Below are 17,262 nucleotides of genomic sequence, written 5' to 3'. Positions count from 1 at the left end.
GGCTTCACGTTTTCGCGATTGCCAGGGTGCGCTGGCAGAATCGCCCGGTGAACTTTCGTAACGTCGCCATCGTCGCGCACGTTGACCACGGGAAAACCACCCTGGTCGACGCCATGCTCCGCCAGTCCGGTGCTCTGCAGGAGCGTGGGGAGGCCGCCGACCGGGTGATGGACTCCGGTGACCTGGAGCGCGAAAAGGGCATCACGATCCTCGCCAAGAACACCGCGGTGCACCGCCACCACCCGGACGGCACCGTGACCTGCATCAACGTCATCGACACCCCGGGTCACGCCGACTTCGGCGGTGAGGTGGAACGCGGGCTGTCGATGGTCGACGGCGTGGTGCTCCTGGTCGACGCCTCCGAGGGCCCGCTGCCGCAGACCCGGTTCGTGCTGCGCAAGGCGCTGGCCGCGCACCTGCCGGTGATCCTGGTCGTCAACAAGACCGACCGGCCCGACGCCCGCATCGCCGAGGTCGTCGACGCCAGCCACGACCTGCTGCTGGATGTGGCCAGCGACCTCGACGACGAGGCGCAGGCCGCCGCCGAGCACGCGCTGGGCCTGCCGACGCTGTACGCCTCCGGCCGGGCCGGGGTGTGCAGCACCACCGCACCCGCCGACGGCTCCGTTCCGGACGGGGAGAACCTCGACCCGCTGTTCGACGTGCTGTTCGAGCACGTGCCGCCGCCGTCGGGCGACCCGGAGGCGCCGCTGCAGGCGCTGGTCACCAACCTCGACGCCTCGCCGTTCCTGGGCCGGCTGGCGCTGGTCCGCATCTACAACGGCCGTCTCCGCAAGGGGCAGCAGGTCGCCTGGCTGCGGGAGGTCGACGGTGAGCCGGTCACCACCACCGCCAAGATCACCGAACTGCTGGTCACCGAGGGCGTGGAGCGCACCCCGACCGAGGAGGCCGTCGCCGGCGACATCGTCGCGGTCGCCGGTATCCCGGACATCATGATCGGCGACACGCTGGCCGACCCGGCCGCCCCGCACGCGCTGCCGCGGATCACCGTCGACGAGCCGGCGATCTCGGTGACGATCGGCACGAACACCTCGCCGCTGGCCGGCAAGGTCTCCGGGCACAAACTGACCGCCCGGATGGTGCGCAACCGCCTCGACACCGAACTGATCGGCAACGTCTCGATCCGGGTCGTCGACATCGGCCGCCCCGACGCCTGGGAGGTGCAGGGCCGCGGTGAGCTGGCGCTGGCCATCCTGGTCGAGCAGATGCGCCGCGAGGGCTTCGAGCTCACCGTCGGCAAACCGCAGGTGGTGACCCGCAAGATCGACGGCAAGGTGCACGAGCCGTTCGAGCACCTGACCGTGGACTGCCCGGAGGAGTTCGTCGGCGCCATCACCCAGCTGGCCGCCGCCCGCAAGGGCCGGATGACCGAGATGGCCAACCACACCACCGGCTGGGTGCGGATGGAGTTCATCATCCCCAGCCGCGGGCTGATCGGCTGGCGCACCGACTTCCTCACCGAGACCCGCGGCACCGGCATCGCCAACGCGGTCTTCGAGGGCTACCAGCCGTGGGCCGGGGAGATCCGGGCCCGGCACACAGGCTCGCTGGTCTCCGACCGGTCCGGGTCCATCACCCCGTTCGCGCTGATCCAGCTCGCCGACCGCGGCCAGTTCTTCGTCGAACCCGGCCAGGACACCTACGGCGGCATGGTGGTCGGGATCAACCCGCGCGCCGAGGACCTCGACATCAACGTCACCAAGGAGAAGAAGCTCACCAACATGCGGTCGTCGACGGCCGACGTGATGGAGACGCTGGCCCGGCCGATCGAACTGGACCTGGAGCAGGCGATGGAGTTCTGCGCCGCCGACGAGTGCGTAGAGGTCACGCCGGAGGTGGTTCGGGTCCGCAAGGTCGAACTGGACGCCAACCTGCGGGCGCGGGCCCGCTCCCGGGCCAAGGCCCAGGGTTGACGATTTCGGCGCGATCGGGTGCGCTCAGCGACACTTACCGCGCCGAAATCGTTAGTGTGTCCCGGTGAGAGTCGGCGCGCTGATCGTGGCGGTGGGGCTGACGGTCTCGGGCTGTACGGTCAACCCGCCGCCCGCGCCGCAGAGCACCGAGACACCGAAGAGCGCCGCGCTGCCGCCGAAGCGGCTCAGCCAGATCATCATGGCCGTCGACTCGATCGGGGCCGGGTTCAACCCGCACCTGCGCTCCGATCTGTCCGCGGTCACCGCCGCGGTCAGCGCGCTGGTGCTGCCCAGCGCGTTCCGGCCGATACCGGATTTCTCCACTGCGACCGGTTCGCGCTGGGAGATGGACCCGACGCTGCTGGTCTCGGCCGCGGTGACCGGCGAGTCACCGTTCACGGTCAGCTACCGGATCCGGCCGGAGGCGTCCTGGACCGACAATGCGCCGATCGCGGCCGACGATTTCTGGTACCTGTGGCAGCAGATGGTCAGCCAGCCCGGGGTGGTCGACCCGGCCGGCTATGACCTGATCACCGGGGTGCATTCGGCGGAGGCCGGCAAGCAGGTCACGGTCACGTTCGCCAGGCCGTATCCGGCCTGGCGGGAGCTGTTCAACAACATCCTGCCGGCGCACATCGTCAAGGATGTGCCCGGCGGCTTCCCGGCGGGGCTGGCCCGGGCGCTGCCGGTCACCGGCGGCCAGTTCCGGGTGGAGAACATCGACCCGCAGCGCGACGCGATCCTGCTCGCCCGCAACGACCGCTACTGGGGGCCACCGGCCAGGCCGGACCTGATCCTGTTCCGCCGGGCCGGGTCGGCGGCGGCGCTGGCCGACTCGATCCGCAACGGCGACACCCAGGTCGCGCAGGTACACGGCGGCTCGGCGGCGTTCGCTCAGCTGTCGGTCATCCCGGGAGTGCAGACGGCCCGGGTGGTCGCGCCGCGGGTGATGCAGTTGGCCCTGCGGGGCGGTGAGCCGAAGCTGGCCGACGTGCGGGTCCGCCGGGCGATCCTGGGCCTGCTGGACGTGGGTCTGCTGGCCACGGTCGGGGCGAGCAGCGACAACACCGTCACCCTGGCCCAAGCGCAGATCCGCACTCCGAGCGACCCGGAGTACACGCCGACCGCTCCACCGGCGATGCCGGACACCACGGCCGTGGCACTGCTGAAGTCCGCCGGCTACCACGTCGAGAAGAACGCGCCAGGGTCAGCGCCGGTCCCGGTCGAGCCGCGGACCCCGGAGACCCGCCGCGGCCGGATCACCAAGGGCGGCGAGCAGCTGTCGCTGGCCATCGGGGTGGCCGCCAACGACCCGACGTCGGTGGCGGTGGCGAACACCGCGGCCGACCAGTTGCGGAACGCCGGGATCGCTGCGACCGTGATCGCCCTGGACCCGGTGAAGCTGTACCGCGAGGCGCTGGTCACCAATCAGGTCGACGCGATCGTCGGCTGGCAGCAGGCCGGCGGGGATCTGGCGACGCTGCTGGCCTCCCGCTACGGCTGCACCGCCCTGGAGGCCACACCGGTGTCCACGTCGGGTCCGGCCGCACCGGGTGCGGCCCCCAGCACACCCGCCGCGCCGGCGTCGTCGGCGGCGTCGACCACAGCGACGGCGACGCCGCCGCCGCGTCCGGTGGGCCCCGGTGCCCTGATCCAGGCGCCATCGAACATCACCGGCGTCTGCGATCACGCCATCCAGCCCGACATCGCGGCCGCCCTCGACGGTGCGAAGCCGATCGGCGACGTGATCGCGGCCGTCGAGCCCCGACTGTGGAGCATGGCGACGGTCCTGCCGATCCTGCAGGACACCACGATCGTGGCGGTCGGACCGAGCGTGGCGAACGTCGACCTGTCCGGTTCCGTGCCGGTCGGGATCGTCGGCGACGCCGGACGCTGGGTGAAGGTCCCTTAGCCGGCCGACGCAGCCAGCTAGCTCATCTACATACTCGTAGTTTGCTGAGAGTAACGCTCAGCGTTAGGTTGCCGTTGTGTGAGCAGGCAGACTGGATGACGGCGGCGGGGAGGCCGCTAACTAGATTTATTTACCTGTTGCGCACAGATGATTCTTGGTTATTATTAAGCAACACTGGGCGGGATTTCGGAGGTCAGGCATGGATCACGTTGCGAACCGGTGCGTCGTCGCATCCGCAGCAGCGCTCGTCGCCGGCGGTCTGATCGTCGGCCTGGCGCCGACGATGCTGGAGTCCCTGCCCGACGTGCAGGTTCGTGATGTCGACCTGTCGGCGATCAACGTCCACGCCAACGCGGTGGCGGACACCGTCGAGAATCATGTCCGGCCCGACACCGCCGGCGTCGGGGATTTCGCCCAGCATCAGTTCAACCTGGGCGACCTGCTGTTCGGCCGCGGTGACGACGCCTTCGGCGGGCTCAACGGTTCGTCCCCGGACCTCAGTGACCTGGCGCTCGATGAGGAGGCGCTGAAGAGCCTGCTGGGCGGCGGCCTCGACCCCGCGATGTTCCAGGGCCTGCTGCCGACCATCGACGCCGGCGCCCCCAATATCGGCGTCCCGGGCGGCGTGTTCGGCGGCTCCGACGCCAGTTCTGCCGCCAGTGCCGCCAGCGCCGCCGGTAGCGCGGCCACCGCCGCCATCACCGCCGCGGTGCAGGGCCTGTCCGCCGCGCAGCAGGCGTTCACCGCCGGCGTGGCCCAGGCGGAGCTGCAACTCAACGAGTCGCTCGTGCAGGCGCAGGCGGCTGCGGCGCAGCAGTTGTCCGGCGACAACCCCGAACTGAGCAGCGTCATCAGCGTCATCTTCAACGCCAACAACACGGTGCTGGCGCACGACGAGGCCGCGCTGAACAGCATCCTCGGCGTGAACCTGGGCGGCTCGGAACTGCAGAGCAGCCTGCTGGCCAGCTTCGACTCGGACAGTGCCGCAGCCCAGGCCGACTGGGGCAACTTCCTGCAGACGTTCAGCTCGGCCGACATCGAGGACCTGCTCCGAGCCTTCCAAGCCGACAACCTGATCCCGGTGCTGACCGACATGGACTGGGGCAGCCTGTTCACCGGTCTGTTCTGATCGCACCGCCGGCGACGGTAGGGTTCGGCCGGTGCCGGTTTCTCAGACACCACGGCTGCTGTTCGTGCACGCCCACCCCGATGACGAAACGCTGACCACCGGGGCCACCATCGCCCACTACGCCGCCCGCGGCGCCGACGTACACGTCGTCACCTGCACCCTCGGTGAGGAGGGTGAGGTCATCGGGGACCGCTGGGCGCTGCTGGCCGCCCCGCACGCGGACCAACTCGGTGGCTATCGGATCGGGGAGCTGACCGCGGCGCTGCAGGCGCTGGGCGCCCGTCCGCCGCGGTTTCTCGGTGGGGCGGGCCGCTGGCGTGACTCCGGGATGGCCGACACACCGGGCCGGGATCGGCACCGGTTCGCCGACGCCGACGACGCGCAGACCGTCGCCGCACTGGTGGAGATCATCCGCACGGTGCGCCCGCACGTCGTCGTCACCTACGACCCGGGCGGTGGCTACGGCCATCCCGACCACATCCAGGCCCACACCGTCACCACCGCCGCCGTCGCCGCCGCGGCAGCCCCCGGCCACCCGGGGCGGCCGTGGGCCACGCCGAAGTTCTACTGGACGGTGACCGCGACCAGTGCGGTACACGCCGCTCAGGGCGGACTGGGGGCGGGGGACCTGCTCGATCACTGGACCACGCCCGACGGCGGTGATGTCGGCGACGTCGTCGGCGGCTACCCCGACGCCCGGATCGACGCGGTCGTCGACGATGCCGGCGCCCTGCCGGCCAAGGTGGCGGCGATGGTGGCGCATGCGACCCAGATCGCCGTCGGGCCGACCCGGCGGGCGTTCGCCCTGTCGAACAACCTGTCGCTGCCGATCCTGGCGGCCGAGCACTACGTCCTGGCGGCCGGGGCGCCCGGGCCGCGGGACGACCGCGGCTGGGAGACCGATCTTCTGGGCGGACTGAATCTCGGTGCCGAGGCGACAGGGTAAGCTTCCGCTGAGTAATTCCCCGAGCGCGAAGGTAAGGGTGAGCATGGACCCCGATCTGGACCCCAACTTGGAACACTGGCAGTGGTGGACCGACAGCTACCAGTGGATGGTCGGTTCGATGGTCAGCCAGTTGGAGAGCATCCCGACTTGATCACCGCCGGGCCGGCTGCCGAGCCCGTCGAGTCTGCGGGGGGCACCGGCAAGCCCGGTTCCGTCATTCGTTTCCTGGTACTGAGCCTGCTGGCCGTCGACGGGGTGCTGTGCGCGGTTGCCACCGCGCTGCTGCTCCCGTCCTACCTCGGCTCGTCGCCGTTCCCGATCAGTGCGCTGATCGGTGGGCTGGTCAACGCCGTGCTGGTCTGGGCGGCTCTGCATTGGACCGCGTCGCTGCGGTTGGCCGCGCTGCCGCTGTGGACGTGGCTGCTAACGGTGGCACTGATGGCGTTGGGCGGTCCCGGCGACGACCTGATCTTCGCAGGCCGGGGCGTGATGGCCTACGGCGTGCTGATGATGATCGTGCTGGGCACCGCACCCCCCTGCTGGCTGCTCTGGCGGCGGCGCCGGGCCGGCGAAGCGGCCGACTCAGGGGGCAAGGCTTAACAGGTCGTGCAGTGGCCCCGGATCGGCCCCGTCGACCGAATCCAGTCCACCGAGCCCACCCAGCGCTTCCGCTGCCGAGGAGCCGATCGGCGGCAGCGGGGGAGGCGTCGGGAATGGGGGAAGCGGCGGCAGCAGGTGGGTCACCCAGTTGATCTGGGTGTGCACGAACGCGTCGAAGGCCGCCGTGGTGTCGCTGCCGATGTTGGCGAACGCCTGACCGAGTCCGAGATCGCCGTCGAGGACACCGGCCGCGTTGAACACCCAACTTCGGGTGATGGCCTCACCGAAGTCGTAGAAGAAGTTGATCTGCGGTGCCAGCAGGCCCGCGACCGGAACCCAGCCGGCCGCCCAGGAGGTCAGATTCGCCCCGTACCGGGCCCACGGCTCCACGGCGAGGTAGAAGTTCTCGATGGCGACACCGATCGGTGTGCCGGCGGCCGCCGCGAACGACTCCAGGTCGAGCGGTGCGGCGTCCGCCACCAGCAGAACCGGCGGATCGTGGACCGGGGTGGGGTGCGGCGCCGGTGTCAGCACCGCGACCCCGACGATCCCCGCTGCCAGAAACCGCCGGTGACGGTGGTCGACGACTCCGCTGCTCACCATGCTGATGAATGTAGGGGGTCGCGGCCGATCCGCGTGCTGTTTAGCGGGTGCTGACCGCGAGCCACCTGCGCCGGTCGGCCACCGTTTCGCGGCGGCTAGTGTGGCGGGTACGCATGCAGATGCTCCGTGCGGAGCCGCATGCGGATGAAATCTCCACCGAGCGGAAGTTGTACAAACGTGCCGCTGAACTCAGACAACCAGCCGACCTCCCAGGCCGGATCCTCGGCGCTGCGCAGGGTGCTGCGCCGAGCCCGCGACGGCGTCATCCTCAACGCCGAGGAAACCGCGATCGCGATGACCGCGCGCGGTGACGACCTCGCCGATCTGTGCGCCAGTGCCGCCCGGGTCCGCGACGCCGGCCTGGAATCCGGTGGCCGGCGCGGGCCGAACGGCCGGTTGCCGATCAGCTACTCGCGCAAGGTGTTCATCCCGGTCACCCACCTGTGTCGCGACACCTGCCACTACTGCACGTTCGTCACGGTGCCCGGGGTGCTGCGCGCCCAGGGCAAAGAGATGTACATGACGCCCGACGAGATCCTCGACGTCGCCCGCCGCGGCGCCGAACTGGGCTGCAAGGAGGCGCTGTTCACCCTCGGCGACCGGCCGGAGGCGCGTTGGCCTGAGGCGCAGCAGTGGCTCGACGAACGCGGCTACGACACCACGCTGAGCTATGTGCGGGCGATGGCGATCCGGGTGCTGGAGGAGACCGGTCTGCTGCCGCACCTGAACCCGGGCGTGATGAGCTGGTCGGAGATGTCGCGGCTCAAGCCGGTGGCGCCGTCGATGGGCATGATGCTGGAGTCCACGTCGCGGCGGCTGTTCGAGACCAAGGGCCTGGCGCACTACGGCAGCCCGGACAAGGATCCGGCCGTGCGGCTGCGCACGCTGGCCGACGCCGGCCGGCTCTCGATCCCGTTCACCACCGGGCTGCTGGTCGGCATCGGCGAGACCCTGGACGAGCGCGCCGACACCCTGCACGCGATCCGCAAGGTGCACAAGGAGTTCGGTCACATCCAGGAAGTGATCGTGCAGAACTTCCGGGCCAAGGAGCACACCGCGATGGCGGCCACCCCGGACGCCGGCATCGAGGATTTCGTCGCGACGATCGCCGCGGCCCGGCTGGTGCTCGGCCCGAAGATGCGGGTGCAGGCACCGCCGAACCTGGTGTCGGCTGACGAGTGCCTGGCGCTGATCGGCGCCGGTGTCGACGACTGGGGCGGGGTGTCACCGCTGACGCCCGACCACGTCAACCCGGAGCGGCCGTGGCCGGAGCTGGACGACCTGGCGGCGATCACCGAGCGGGCCGGCTACGACCTGGTGCAGCGGTTGACCGCCCAGCCCGACTATGTGCAGGCCGGTGCGGCCTGGATCGATCCGCGGGTGCGGCGGCACGTCGTCGCGCTGGCCGACCCCGCCACCGGGTGGGCGGCCGACGTCAACCCGGTCGGGCTGGCCTGGCAGGAACCCGACGAGGTGGAGTCCACCGGCCGGATCGACCTGAACTCGGCGATCGACGTCGACGGCCGGGCCACCGAGACCCGCAGCGACCTGGGCAGTGCGTTCGGCGACTGGGAGACGATCCGGGAGCAGATCCACGACCTGGCGGCCCGCGCACCCGAACGTGTCGACACCGACGTGCTGGCGGCGCTGCGCTCGGCCGAACGCGACCCGGCCGGCTGCTCGGACGCCGAATACCTGGCGCTGGCGACCGCCGACGGCCCGGCGCTGGATGCGATTGCCGCGCTGGCGGATTCGCTGCGCCGCGACGTCGTCGGCGATGATGTCACCTACGTGGTCAACCGCAACATCAACTTCACCAACATCTGCTACGTCGGCTGCCGGTTCTGCGCGTTCGCGCAGCGCAAGGGCGACGCGGACGCGTTCTCGCTGTCGAACGCCGAGGTCGGCGAGCGGGCCTACGAGGCGCACCTGGCCGGCGCCACCGAGGTATGCATGCAGGGCGGCATCGATCCGGAGTTGCCGGTCACCGGCTACGCCGATCTGGTGCGGGCGGTGAAGGCACGGGTGCCGTCGATGCACGTGCATGCGTTCTCCCCGATGGAGATCACCAACGGAGTGTCCAAGAGCGGCTTGAGCATTCGGGAGTGGCTGATCAGCCTGCGGGAGGCCGGCCTGGGCAGCATCCCGGGCACCGCCGCGGAGATCCTCGACGACGAGATCCGCTGGGTGCTGACCAAGGGCAAGCTGCCGACCTCGATGTGGGTCGAGGTGGTCAGCACCGCGCACGAGGTCGGGCTGCCGTCCTCGTCGACGATGATGTACGGCCACATCGATTCGCCCCGGCACTGGGTCGCGCATTTCAACGTGCTGCGCGACGTGCAGGACCGCACCGGCGGTTTCACCGAGTTCGTCCCGCTGCCGTTCGTGCACCAGAGCTCACCGCTGTACCTGGCCGGCGGCGCGCGCCCCGGCCCCAGCCACCGGGACAACCGGGCGGTGCACGCGCTGGCCCGGATCATGCTGCACGGGCGGATCGACAACATCCAGACCAGCTGGGTGAAGCTCGGGGTGGAGCGCACCCAGGTGATGCTCAACGGCGGGGCCAACGACCTGGGCGGCACGCTGATGGAGGAGACCATCTCGCGGATGGCCGGTTCCGAACACGGGTCGGCGAAGACGATCGCCGAGTTGGTCGGCATCGCCGAGGGCATCGGCCGACCGGCCCGGCAGCGCAGCACCGACTACAAGCCGCTGGCGGTGTAGCCCGGTGCGGTGATTTCGGCGCGTTTCGTCCCGGTGAGCGGGCCTAACCGCGCCGAAATCGCGGCTTACAGGCGGGTGGCCAGCTCGACGCCCTGCCGGATCGCCCGCTCGGCGTCGAGCTCCGCGGCCAGCGCGGCGCCGCCGATGATGTGCGGATGCATGCCGCGCGCCCGCAGCCCCTCGTCGAGGTCACGGACCGACTCCTGCCCGGCGCAGATCACCACGTTGTCCACGGCCAGCGTCCGCGGCCGGGACCGTTTCGCCCCGAAACTGATGTGCAGCCCGTCGTCGTCGATGCGGTCGTAGTTCACCCCCGAGATCTGCTGCACGGCCTTGGCTTTCAGCGAGGCACGATGCACCCAGCCGGTGGTCTTGCCCAGCTTGAGACCTTGACGGCCCTCGGTGCGGGCCAGCAGGTACACCTGCCGGGCCGGGGCCGACGGGTCCGGTGTGGTCAGTGCGCCCCGCGCCCGCCACGGGTCGGCGGCGCCCCACTCGGCCTTCCACTCCGCCAGGTTCAGCGTCGGGGAGTCTTTGGTGACCAGGAATTCGCTGACGTCGAAGCCGATGCCGCCGGCACCCACCACGGCCACCGACGCACCGACCTCCCGGCCGGTGATCGCCTCGGCGTAGGTCATCACCATCGGATGGTCGATGCCCGGGATGTCCGGAATCCGCGGCCGCACCCCGGTTGCCAGCACCACCTCGTCGAAGCCGAGCAGCGCATCGACGTCCGCTGCGGTGTTCAGGCGCACCGTCACGTCGTGTTTGGCCAGCATCGTGGTGTAGTAGCGGATCGTCGCCGCGTACTCCTCCTTGCCGGGAATCCGCTTGGCCAAGTCGAATTGGCCGCCGAGGTGCCCGCTCGCCTCGAACAGCGTCACCCGGTGACCGCGTTGCGCGGCGGTGAGCGCCACGGCCAGCCCGGCCGGCCCGGCCCCGGCCACCGCCACGCTGCGAGTCTGCCGGGTCGGTCCGATCACCAGCTTGGACTCCTGGCCGGCGCGCGGATTGACCAGACAGGATGCCTTGCGGTGCACGAAGACCCGGTCCAGGCAGGCCTGATTGCAGGAGATGCAGGTGTTGATCTCGTCGGCCCGGTTCTCCGTCGCCTTGCGCACCCAGTCCGGGTCGGCCAGCATCGGCCGGGCCATCGCGATCAGCTGAACCGAGGTGTCGGTGAGGATCTGCTCGGCGGTCTGCGGCATGTTGATCCGGTTGGACGCCACCACCGGAATGCTCACGTGGTCGGCGACGGCGGCGCTGATGTCGACGAACGCGCTGTTGGGCACCGACGTGACGATCGTCGGCACCCGCGCCTCATGCCAGCCGAAGCCGGAGTTGATGATGGTGGCGCCGGCGGCCTCGATCTCGGTTGCCAGCGCCAGCACCTCGTCCCAACTCTGGCCGCCCTCGACGTAGTCGGCCATCGACATCCGGTAGCAGATGATGAAATCGGATCCGACCGCTTCGCGGGTGCGCGCCACGATCTGCACCGGGAACCGCCGTCGGTTCGCCGGGCTGCCACCCCAGGAATCGGTGCGGCGGTTGGTGCGCTGCGCCAGGAACTGGTTGAGCAGGTATCCCTCGCTGCCCATGATCTCCACGCCGTCGTAACCGGCGTCGCGGGCCAACCGGGCGGCCCGGGCGAAGTCGTCGATGGTCTGCTCCACCCCGCGTGCCGACAGTGCCCGCGGCCGGAACGGGTTGATAGGGGCCTTGATCGACGACGCACTCACCGACAGCGGGTGATACGAGTAGCGGCCCGCGTGCAGGATCTGCAGCGCGATCTTGCCGCCCGCCTCGTGCACCGCCCGGGTGATCCGCCGGTGCCGCCGGGCGTCGGCGTCGCTGATCATCTGCGCGGCGAACGGCAGCAGCCAGCCGGACCGGTTCGGCGCGTAGCCGCCGGTGACGATCAGCCCGACACCGCCGCGGGCGCGTTCCGCGAAGAACTCGGTGAGCTCGCCGATGTCGCCGGCCCGGTCCTCCATCCCGGTGTGCATCGAGCCCATCACCACCCGGTTGCGCAGCGTGGTGAACCCGAGATCCAACGGGGACAGCAGGTTTCGGTACGGGTTTGGTGCCGCGGGGGTCACGGTGTCTCCTTCAGTGCGTCGTGGACCTCGTCAAGCCAGTCGACCGCGCTCTCCTCGGCCCGGATTCCGCCGCGCAGCACCAGGTACTGGTGCAGGGCGGCCCCGGTCAGGGTGGCCAGATCCGGAAACTGCCGTTTCGCCAGCGTGCGGTACACGTCCAGGCGTGCGGTGCGTTCGGCGCGGACCGCGGCCACCTGGGTGAGGACCGCCGCGGCGTCGCCGTAGCCGATGGCCCGGACCTTGACCGCCAGATCGCGCAGTCGCGCGTCCACCACCGCGCTGCCCCGGGCGGTCAGCGGTTCGGCGATCCACCGCGCCAGTTCGGCACGGCCCGCGGCGGAAACGGTGTAGACCTTCTTGTCCGGGCGGCCCTGCTGCACGACCGCACTGGCCTGCACCCAGCCGTCGTCCTCCATCGTGCGCAGTGTGCGGTAGATCTGCTGGTGGGTGGCGGTCCAGAAGTACCCGATCGACCGGTCGAACCGGTGGGCGAGTTCGTAGCCGGAACCGGATTGCTCGCACAGCGAGACCAGGATCGCGTGGGGGAGTGCCACGACCGCAGCATAAGCGGGACCGTCGGTACTATGCAACTAGTTGCATTGGGGGCTTAGGTGGACGGCCGGGCAGCGACTAGCATCAGCACCCGATGCAATCGACCGTTTCAGGACGTTCCCGAGGTTCCGTCTCGGCGTCGCTGCCCGAATTCCCGTGGGACACCCTGGCCGACGTGACGGCGAAGGCGAGAGCCCATCCCGACGGCATCGTCGACCTGTCCGTCGGCACCCCCGTCGACCCGGTCGCGCCCGTCATCCGCGACGCGCTGACCGCGGCGGCCGGTGCACCCGGGTACCCGACCACCGCCGGCACCCCGGCGCTGCGGGCGTCGGCGGCCGCCGCGCTGGCCCGCCGCTACGGCATCACCGGCCTGGCCGAATCCGCGGTGCTGCCGGTGATCGGCACCAAGGAACTGATCGCGTGGCTGCCGACCCTGCTCGGGCTCGGCGCCGACGACCTGGTGGTGGTCCCGGAACTGGCGTACCCGACCTACGAGGTCGGGGCACGGCTGGCCGGAACGCAGCTGCTGCGTGCCGACGGTGTGCCCAGTGGTGCCGTCCCGGCACTGGTGTACCTGAACTCCCCGAGCAATCCGACCGGGCGCATCCTCGGCGAGGACGAGCTGCGGACCGTCGTCGACTGGGCTCGCGGCCACGGCGTGCTGTTGGTCTCCGACGAGTGCTACCTGGGGCTCGGCTGGACCGAGCAGCCCCGGTCGATCCTGCATCCGGCGGTCTGCGGCGGTGACCACACCGGTCTGCTGGCCGTGCACTCGCTGTCGAAGACGTCGTCGCTGGCCGGCTACCGGGCCGGTTTCGTGGCCGGCGATCCCGCCGTGGTGGCCGAACTGCTCGCGGTGCGCAAGCACGCCGGGATGATGGTGCCCACACCGGTGCAGGCGGCGATGGTCGCCGCCCTCGACGACGACGCCCACGAGCGCGAGCAGCGTGACCGCTACGCGCAGCGCCGGGCGGTGCTGCTGCCGGCGCTGCAGGCGGCCGGGTTCACTGTCGAGCTGTCCGACGGTGGGCTGTACCTGTGGGCGACCCGGGGCGAACCGTGCCGCCGCACCGTCGGCTGGCTGGCCGACCGCGGCATCCTGGTGGCCCCCGGCGAGTTCTACGGCCCGGCCGGCGCCGAGCACGTGCGGGTGGCGCTGACCGCCACCGACGAGCGGATCACCGCCGCCGTGCACCGGCTTTCCGACTGAGCCCTACTCGCAGGCGATGCCGTCGCCGTCGCGGTCCAGGCCGGGACGGTAACCGGGTTCCCCAGTGTGCAGCGGCGCGACGCCGGCAGCCCGGGCCGCCGCGCAGTTCGGGAAATAGGCGTCGTCAGGCGCTGCGGCCGCGGCGAATGGCGCCGGTGCATCCTGCGGCGGTGGTGCGGGTTCGTCCGCGGGCTGCCCACTGGTCAGAATCCGGGCGATCGCGTCGTGTTCGGCCTGGGTGACCCACAGCCCGTAGGTGGCCTTCACCTCGACGATCCGCGCCACGTACTCCGGCCGGTAGGCCTTGTTGGGCGGCAGCCACGTCGCGGCGTCGCCGTCGCCCTTCTGCTCGTTGACCGGGCCGCTGGTGGCCTGCAGGTTCAACGGGTCGTTGGCGAAGTTGGCCCGGGTGGCGTCATCCCACTGCTGGGCACCCTTCTGCCAGGCGTCCGACAGTGCGACGATGTGGTCGATCTGCACCGCCCGCGACGTTCCGCGGCCGCGCTGGAAGTCGATCGCGGTACCGGTGTAGGGGTCGTTGAGCACCCCGGAGAGCACGACGCAGTCGTTGGTGCCCGGTTTGAACTCGATGTCGGTGAGGTCCCGCCGCAGGACGTCGTTGCGGGTGTCGCAGCCGTTGTGGCCGCCGGGCACGGTCACGTCGTCGCTCCAGGCCGGGCCGAACAGGCCGCGGTTGTACCCGGTTTTGGGGGCGCGGCCCTTGATCGGCAGGGTGTCGAGCTTGGCCAGTTCGGCCTGCACGTCGACGGGGGCGCCCGGTACCGGCTCGGCCGGCGCCGGCGCACCGGTGACCACTGCTGCGGCGGTCAGCGCGGCGGCCAGCGACCACCGCGACCATCGATGGCCGACCACGGCACCCTCCCCCTCATTCGCCGGACAGTTGTGCACGTTACCGAGCACCACCGACATTACGGTGGGCGAGTGCGGATACATCCCGAGGTGACCGATGCGCTGGCGGCCGGTCGGCCGGTGGTGGCGCTGGAGAGCACGATCATCAGCCACGGCCTGCCCCGGCCGGACAACCTGCGCATCGCCCGCGAGATCGAGGGGGCGGTGCGGGCCGGGGGTGCGGTGCCGGCCACCATCGCGATCGTCGCCGGTGAGGTGCACGTCGGTCTCGACGACGCCGCACTGCACCGCGTCGCCACCGGTGCCGCGGTCAAGGTCAGCGTCCGCGACGTCGCGCCACTGGCGGCCCGCGGCGGTGACGGGGCGACGACGGTCGCGGCGACCGCGCACTTCGCGGCGGCGGCCGGCATCACGGTGTTCGCCACCGGCGGCCTCGGCGGCGTGCACCGCGGCGCGCGCGACACCTTCGATGAATCCGCGGATCTGACAACGCTTTCCCGAACCCCGGTGCTGGTGGTCTGCTCGGGCGTGAAGTCGATCCTGGACGTCGGGGCGACGTGCGAGCGGCTGGAGACACTCGGGATCGGGGTGCTGGGCTACCGCACCGACCGGTTCCCGGCGTTCTACCTCGCCGACTCGGGCCACCCGGTCGGCTGGCGGGTGGATTCGCCGGCGCAGGTGGCCGACGTGCTGCGGGCCCGTGACCGGCTCGGCACCGCCGGTTATGGGCTGGTGCTGGCCAATCCCGTTGCCGCAGAGGCTGAATTGGACCGAGCGCTGCATGATCGGGTGCTCGCCGCCGGTTTGACCGCCGCCGGGGCGGCAGGGGTGCGCGGCAAGGACGTCACCCCGTTCCTGCTGGACTTCTTCCACCGCGAGACCGGCGGTGCGTCGGTGGCGGCCAACGTCGCACTGGTGCTGTCCAACGCCCGGCTGGGCGCCGAGGTGGCCGCCGCCTACGCGGGCTGACCCGCAGCGATTCCATGATACCCTGGGGGGTATGAATGGCAATGATTACCACGGCGTGCTCGCCGACCTGAATCCGCAGCACCGGGCGCTGCGCCAGCAGATCCCCGGCGTCTACCAGGGTTTCGGCGAGATGAGCAAGGCGACTTTCGAATCCGGCGCACTGGACCGCAAATTCAAGGAACTGGTGGCGCTGGCCATCGGGGTGGTGCAGGGGTGCGACGGCTGCCTCGCCTCGCACGCGCAGGCGGCGGTCAAAGCCGGTGCCACCAAGGCGGAAGCGGCCGAGGCGATCGGCGTCAGCATCCTGATGCACGGCGGCCCGGCCACCATCTTCGGGGCGCGCGCCTACACCGCGTTCTGTGAATTCGCCGACGCCACCGGTGAATAGCCCCGATCCTGCAGCGACGCCGAAGGGCTGACCTCAGCGCTGATTTCGCGTACCATGGGCCGGTATAACCGCTGGTCCGGCCAGCAGCCGCTGACCGACCACTAGTTGGCGGGAGGCGGCTGATGGCAGACGTGACCGGTGGTGGTGCGGCGTGAGCATTCTGAGCATCCCCGTCAAAGAGTTGCTCCCCACACGTCCCTATCCACCCAGAGTCGGCCCACGCGGTTCGCTGTTCTACCGGGCCATCTCCACCACCGACCACAAGCTGATCGGGATCATGTACATGGTCACCACATTCAGCTTCTTCCTGGTCGGTGGCCTGATGGCACTGTTGATGCGCACCGAACTGGCAGCGCCGGGCCTGCAGTTCCTCTCCAACGAGCAGTACAACCAGCTGTTCACCATGCACGGCACGATCATGTTGCTGCTCTACGCGACCCCGATCGTGTTCGGTTTCGCCAATCTGGTGCTGCCGCTGCAACTCGGCGCCCCGGACGTGGCGTTCCCGCGGCTGAACGCGTTCGCCTACTGGCTGTACCTGTTCGGTGGGCTGATCGTGATGGCCGGCTTCCTGGCGCCGGGCGGGGCGGCGGACTTCGGCTGGACCGCCTACACCCCGCTGAGCACCGCGGCCCATTCGCCGGGCGCCGGCGGGGACCTGTGGATCATGGGTCTGGCGGTGTCCGGGCTCGGCACCATCCTCGGCGCGGTGAACATGATCACCACCTGCGCGTGCATGCGGGCCCCCGGGATGACGATGTTCCGGATGCCGATCTTCACCTGGAACATCCTGATCACCTCGATCATGGTGCTGATCGTCTTCCCGCTGCTGACCTCGGCGCTGCTGGGTCTGGCGGTCGACCGGCACCTGGGCGGGCACCTCTACGACGCCGCGAACGGCGGGGCGATCCTGTGGCAGCACCTGTTCTGGTTCTTCGGCCATCCCGAGGTCTACATCGTGGCGCTGCCGTTCTTCGGCATCGTCACCGAGATCTTCCCGGTGTTCTCCCGCAAGCCGACGTTCGGCTACACGCAGATGGTCTACGCGACGATGAGCATCGCCGGGCTGTCGACCGCGGTGTGGGCGCACCACATGTTCGCCACCGGCGCCGTCCTGCTGCCGTTCTTCTCGATCCTGAGCTACATGATCGCGGTGCCGACCGGGATCAAGTTCTTCAACTGGATCGGGACGATGTGGAAGGGCCAGTTGACCTTTGAGACACCGATGCTGTTCTCGCTCGGTTTCGCCGTCACGTTCCTGGCGGGTGGGCTGACCGGGGTGATGCTGGCCAGCCCGCCGCTGGACTTCCACGTCACCGACAG

At 70.2% G+C, this 17,262-nt stretch carries 14 protein-coding genes; 10 read left to right on the top strand and 4 right to left on the bottom strand.

Annotated features, from left to right (window positions below):
• Positions 1-47 precede the first annotated feature (47 nt).
• The 5 genes from typA (at position 48) to KIH27_RS18400 (ending at position 6,521) form a co-directional block, all read left to right on the top strand.
• Positions 48-1,934 (top strand): translational GTPase TypA, encoded by a 1,887-nt coding sequence (typA, locus tag KIH27_RS18420; RefSeq protein WP_214094421.1) that lies wholly within the window; start codon positions 48-50, stop codon positions 1,932-1,934.
• 64 nt (positions 1,935-1,998) lie between these two features.
• Positions 1,999-3,846 (top strand): ABC transporter family substrate-binding protein, encoded by a 1,848-nt coding sequence (locus KIH27_RS18415; RefSeq protein ID WP_214094420.1) that lies wholly within the window; start codon positions 1,999-2,001, stop codon positions 3,844-3,846.
• 199 nt (positions 3,847-4,045) lie between these two features.
• Entirely contained in the window at positions 4,046-4,975 is a 930-nt protein-coding gene (locus KIH27_RS18410; protein WP_214094419.1) for a hypothetical protein, read from the top strand.
• 31 nt (positions 4,976-5,006) lie between these two features.
• Complete coding sequence (gene mshB / locus KIH27_RS18405; protein ID WP_214094418.1) at positions 5,007-5,921, top strand: N-acetyl-1-D-myo-inositol-2-amino-2-deoxy-alpha-D-glucopyranoside deacetylase; 915 nt, start codon at positions 5,007-5,009, stop codon at positions 5,919-5,921.
• Between the two features lie 216 nt (positions 5,922-6,137).
• Complete coding sequence (locus tag KIH27_RS18400; RefSeq protein ID WP_307856935.1) at positions 6,138-6,521, top strand: hypothetical protein; 384 nt, start codon at positions 6,138-6,140, stop codon at positions 6,519-6,521.
• On the opposite strand, the gene KIH27_RS18395 is transcribed toward KIH27_RS18400, so the two are convergent.
• On the bottom strand, positions 6,504-7,124 hold the full coding sequence (locus KIH27_RS18395) for a hypothetical protein (RefSeq protein WP_214094417.1): 621 nt from the start codon (positions 7,122-7,124) through the stop codon (positions 6,504-6,506). The genes KIH27_RS18400 and KIH27_RS18395 overlap by 18 nt on opposite strands.
• A gap of 138 nt (positions 7,125-7,262) precedes the next feature.
• Here KIH27_RS18395 and KIH27_RS18390 point away from each other — a divergent pair, with 138 nt between their 5' ends.
• On the top strand, positions 7,263-9,848 hold the full coding sequence (locus tag KIH27_RS18390; protein ID WP_250150358.1) for a bifunctional FO biosynthesis protein CofGH: 2,586 nt from the start codon (positions 7,263-7,265) through the stop codon (positions 9,846-9,848).
• A 65-nt stretch (positions 9,849-9,913) separates the two neighbouring features.
• On the opposite strand, the gene KIH27_RS18385 is transcribed toward KIH27_RS18390, so the two are convergent.
• Both KIH27_RS18385 and KIH27_RS18380 read right to left on the bottom strand, forming a co-directional pair.
• The gene (locus KIH27_RS18385; RefSeq protein ID WP_214094415.1) at positions 9,914-11,947 is read right to left on the bottom strand and encodes an NADPH-dependent 2,4-dienoyl-CoA reductase; all 2,034 of its coding nucleotides are present in this window, start codon (positions 11,945-11,947) and stop codon (positions 9,914-9,916) included.
• The gene (locus tag KIH27_RS18380; RefSeq protein ID WP_214094414.1) at positions 11,944-12,501 is read right to left on the bottom strand and encodes a PadR family transcriptional regulator; all 558 of its coding nucleotides are present in this window, start codon (positions 12,499-12,501) and stop codon (positions 11,944-11,946) included. Before KIH27_RS18380 ends, KIH27_RS18385 begins: the two co-directional genes overlap by 4 nt.
• A 92-nt stretch (positions 12,502-12,593) precedes the next feature.
• On the opposite strand from KIH27_RS18380, the gene dapC reads away from it, so the two are divergent.
• Positions 12,594-13,712, top strand: a complete 1,119-nt coding sequence (gene dapC, locus KIH27_RS18375; RefSeq protein ID WP_214094413.1) for a succinyldiaminopimelate transaminase — start codon at positions 12,594-12,596, stop codon at positions 13,710-13,712.
• A gap of 3 nt (positions 13,713-13,715) precedes the next feature.
• On the opposite strand, the gene KIH27_RS18370 is transcribed toward dapC, so the two are convergent.
• Complete coding sequence (locus KIH27_RS18370) at positions 13,716-14,555, bottom strand: GmrSD restriction endonuclease domain-containing protein (RefSeq protein ID WP_372451419.1); 840 nt, start codon at positions 14,553-14,555, stop codon at positions 13,716-13,718.
• Between the two features lie 99 nt (positions 14,556-14,654).
• Here KIH27_RS18370 and KIH27_RS18365 point away from each other — a divergent pair, with 99 nt between their 5' ends.
• The 3 genes from KIH27_RS18365 to KIH27_RS18355 all read left to right on the top strand — a co-directional run.
• Positions 14,655-15,551: a pseudouridine-5'-phosphate glycosidase gene (locus tag KIH27_RS18365; protein WP_214094411.1), complete on the top strand. Its 897-nt coding sequence runs from the start codon at positions 14,655-14,657 to the stop codon at positions 15,549-15,551.
• 31 nt (positions 15,552-15,582) lie between these two features.
• Positions 15,583-15,939 (top strand): carboxymuconolactone decarboxylase family protein, encoded by a 357-nt coding sequence (locus tag KIH27_RS18360; RefSeq protein ID WP_214094410.1) that lies wholly within the window; start codon positions 15,583-15,585, stop codon positions 15,937-15,939.
• A gap of 151 nt (positions 15,940-16,090) precedes the next feature.
• A partial coding sequence (locus tag KIH27_RS18355; RefSeq protein ID WP_214094409.1) for a cbb3-type cytochrome c oxidase subunit I occupies positions 16,091-17,262 on the top strand: 1,172 nt, incomplete at its 3' end.

Source organism: Mycolicibacter acidiphilus, assembly GCF_018455725.1.
GTDB classification, from domain to species: Bacteria; Actinomycetota; Actinomycetes; order Mycobacteriales; family Mycobacteriaceae; genus Mycobacterium; species Mycobacterium acidiphilum.
The sequence above is the reverse complement of the archived record's forward strand: the minus strand, read 5'-3'. Positions and strand labels throughout refer to the sequence as shown.

What these genes read in the sequence shown, in the direction of transcription:
- KIH27_RS18410 (WP_214094419.1), top strand. Translation starts at nt 4,046, where the DNA reads ATGGATCACGTTGCGAACCGGTGCGTCGTCGCATCCGCAGCAGCGCTC.
- KIH27_RS18395 (WP_214094417.1), bottom strand. Translation starts at nt 7,124, where the DNA reads ATGGTGAGCAGCGGAGTCGTCGACCACCGTCACCGGCGGTTTCTGGCA.
- KIH27_RS18390 (WP_250150358.1), top strand. Translation starts at nt 7,263, where the DNA reads ATGCGGATGAAATCTCCACCGAGCGGAAGTTGTACAAACGTGCCGCTG.
- dapC (WP_214094413.1), top strand. Translation starts at nt 12,594, where the DNA reads ATGCAATCGACCGTTTCAGGACGTTCCCGAGGTTCCGTCTCGGCGTCG.
- KIH27_RS18360 (WP_214094410.1), top strand. Translation starts at nt 15,583, where the DNA reads ATGAATGGCAATGATTACCACGGCGTGCTCGCCGACCTGAATCCGCAG.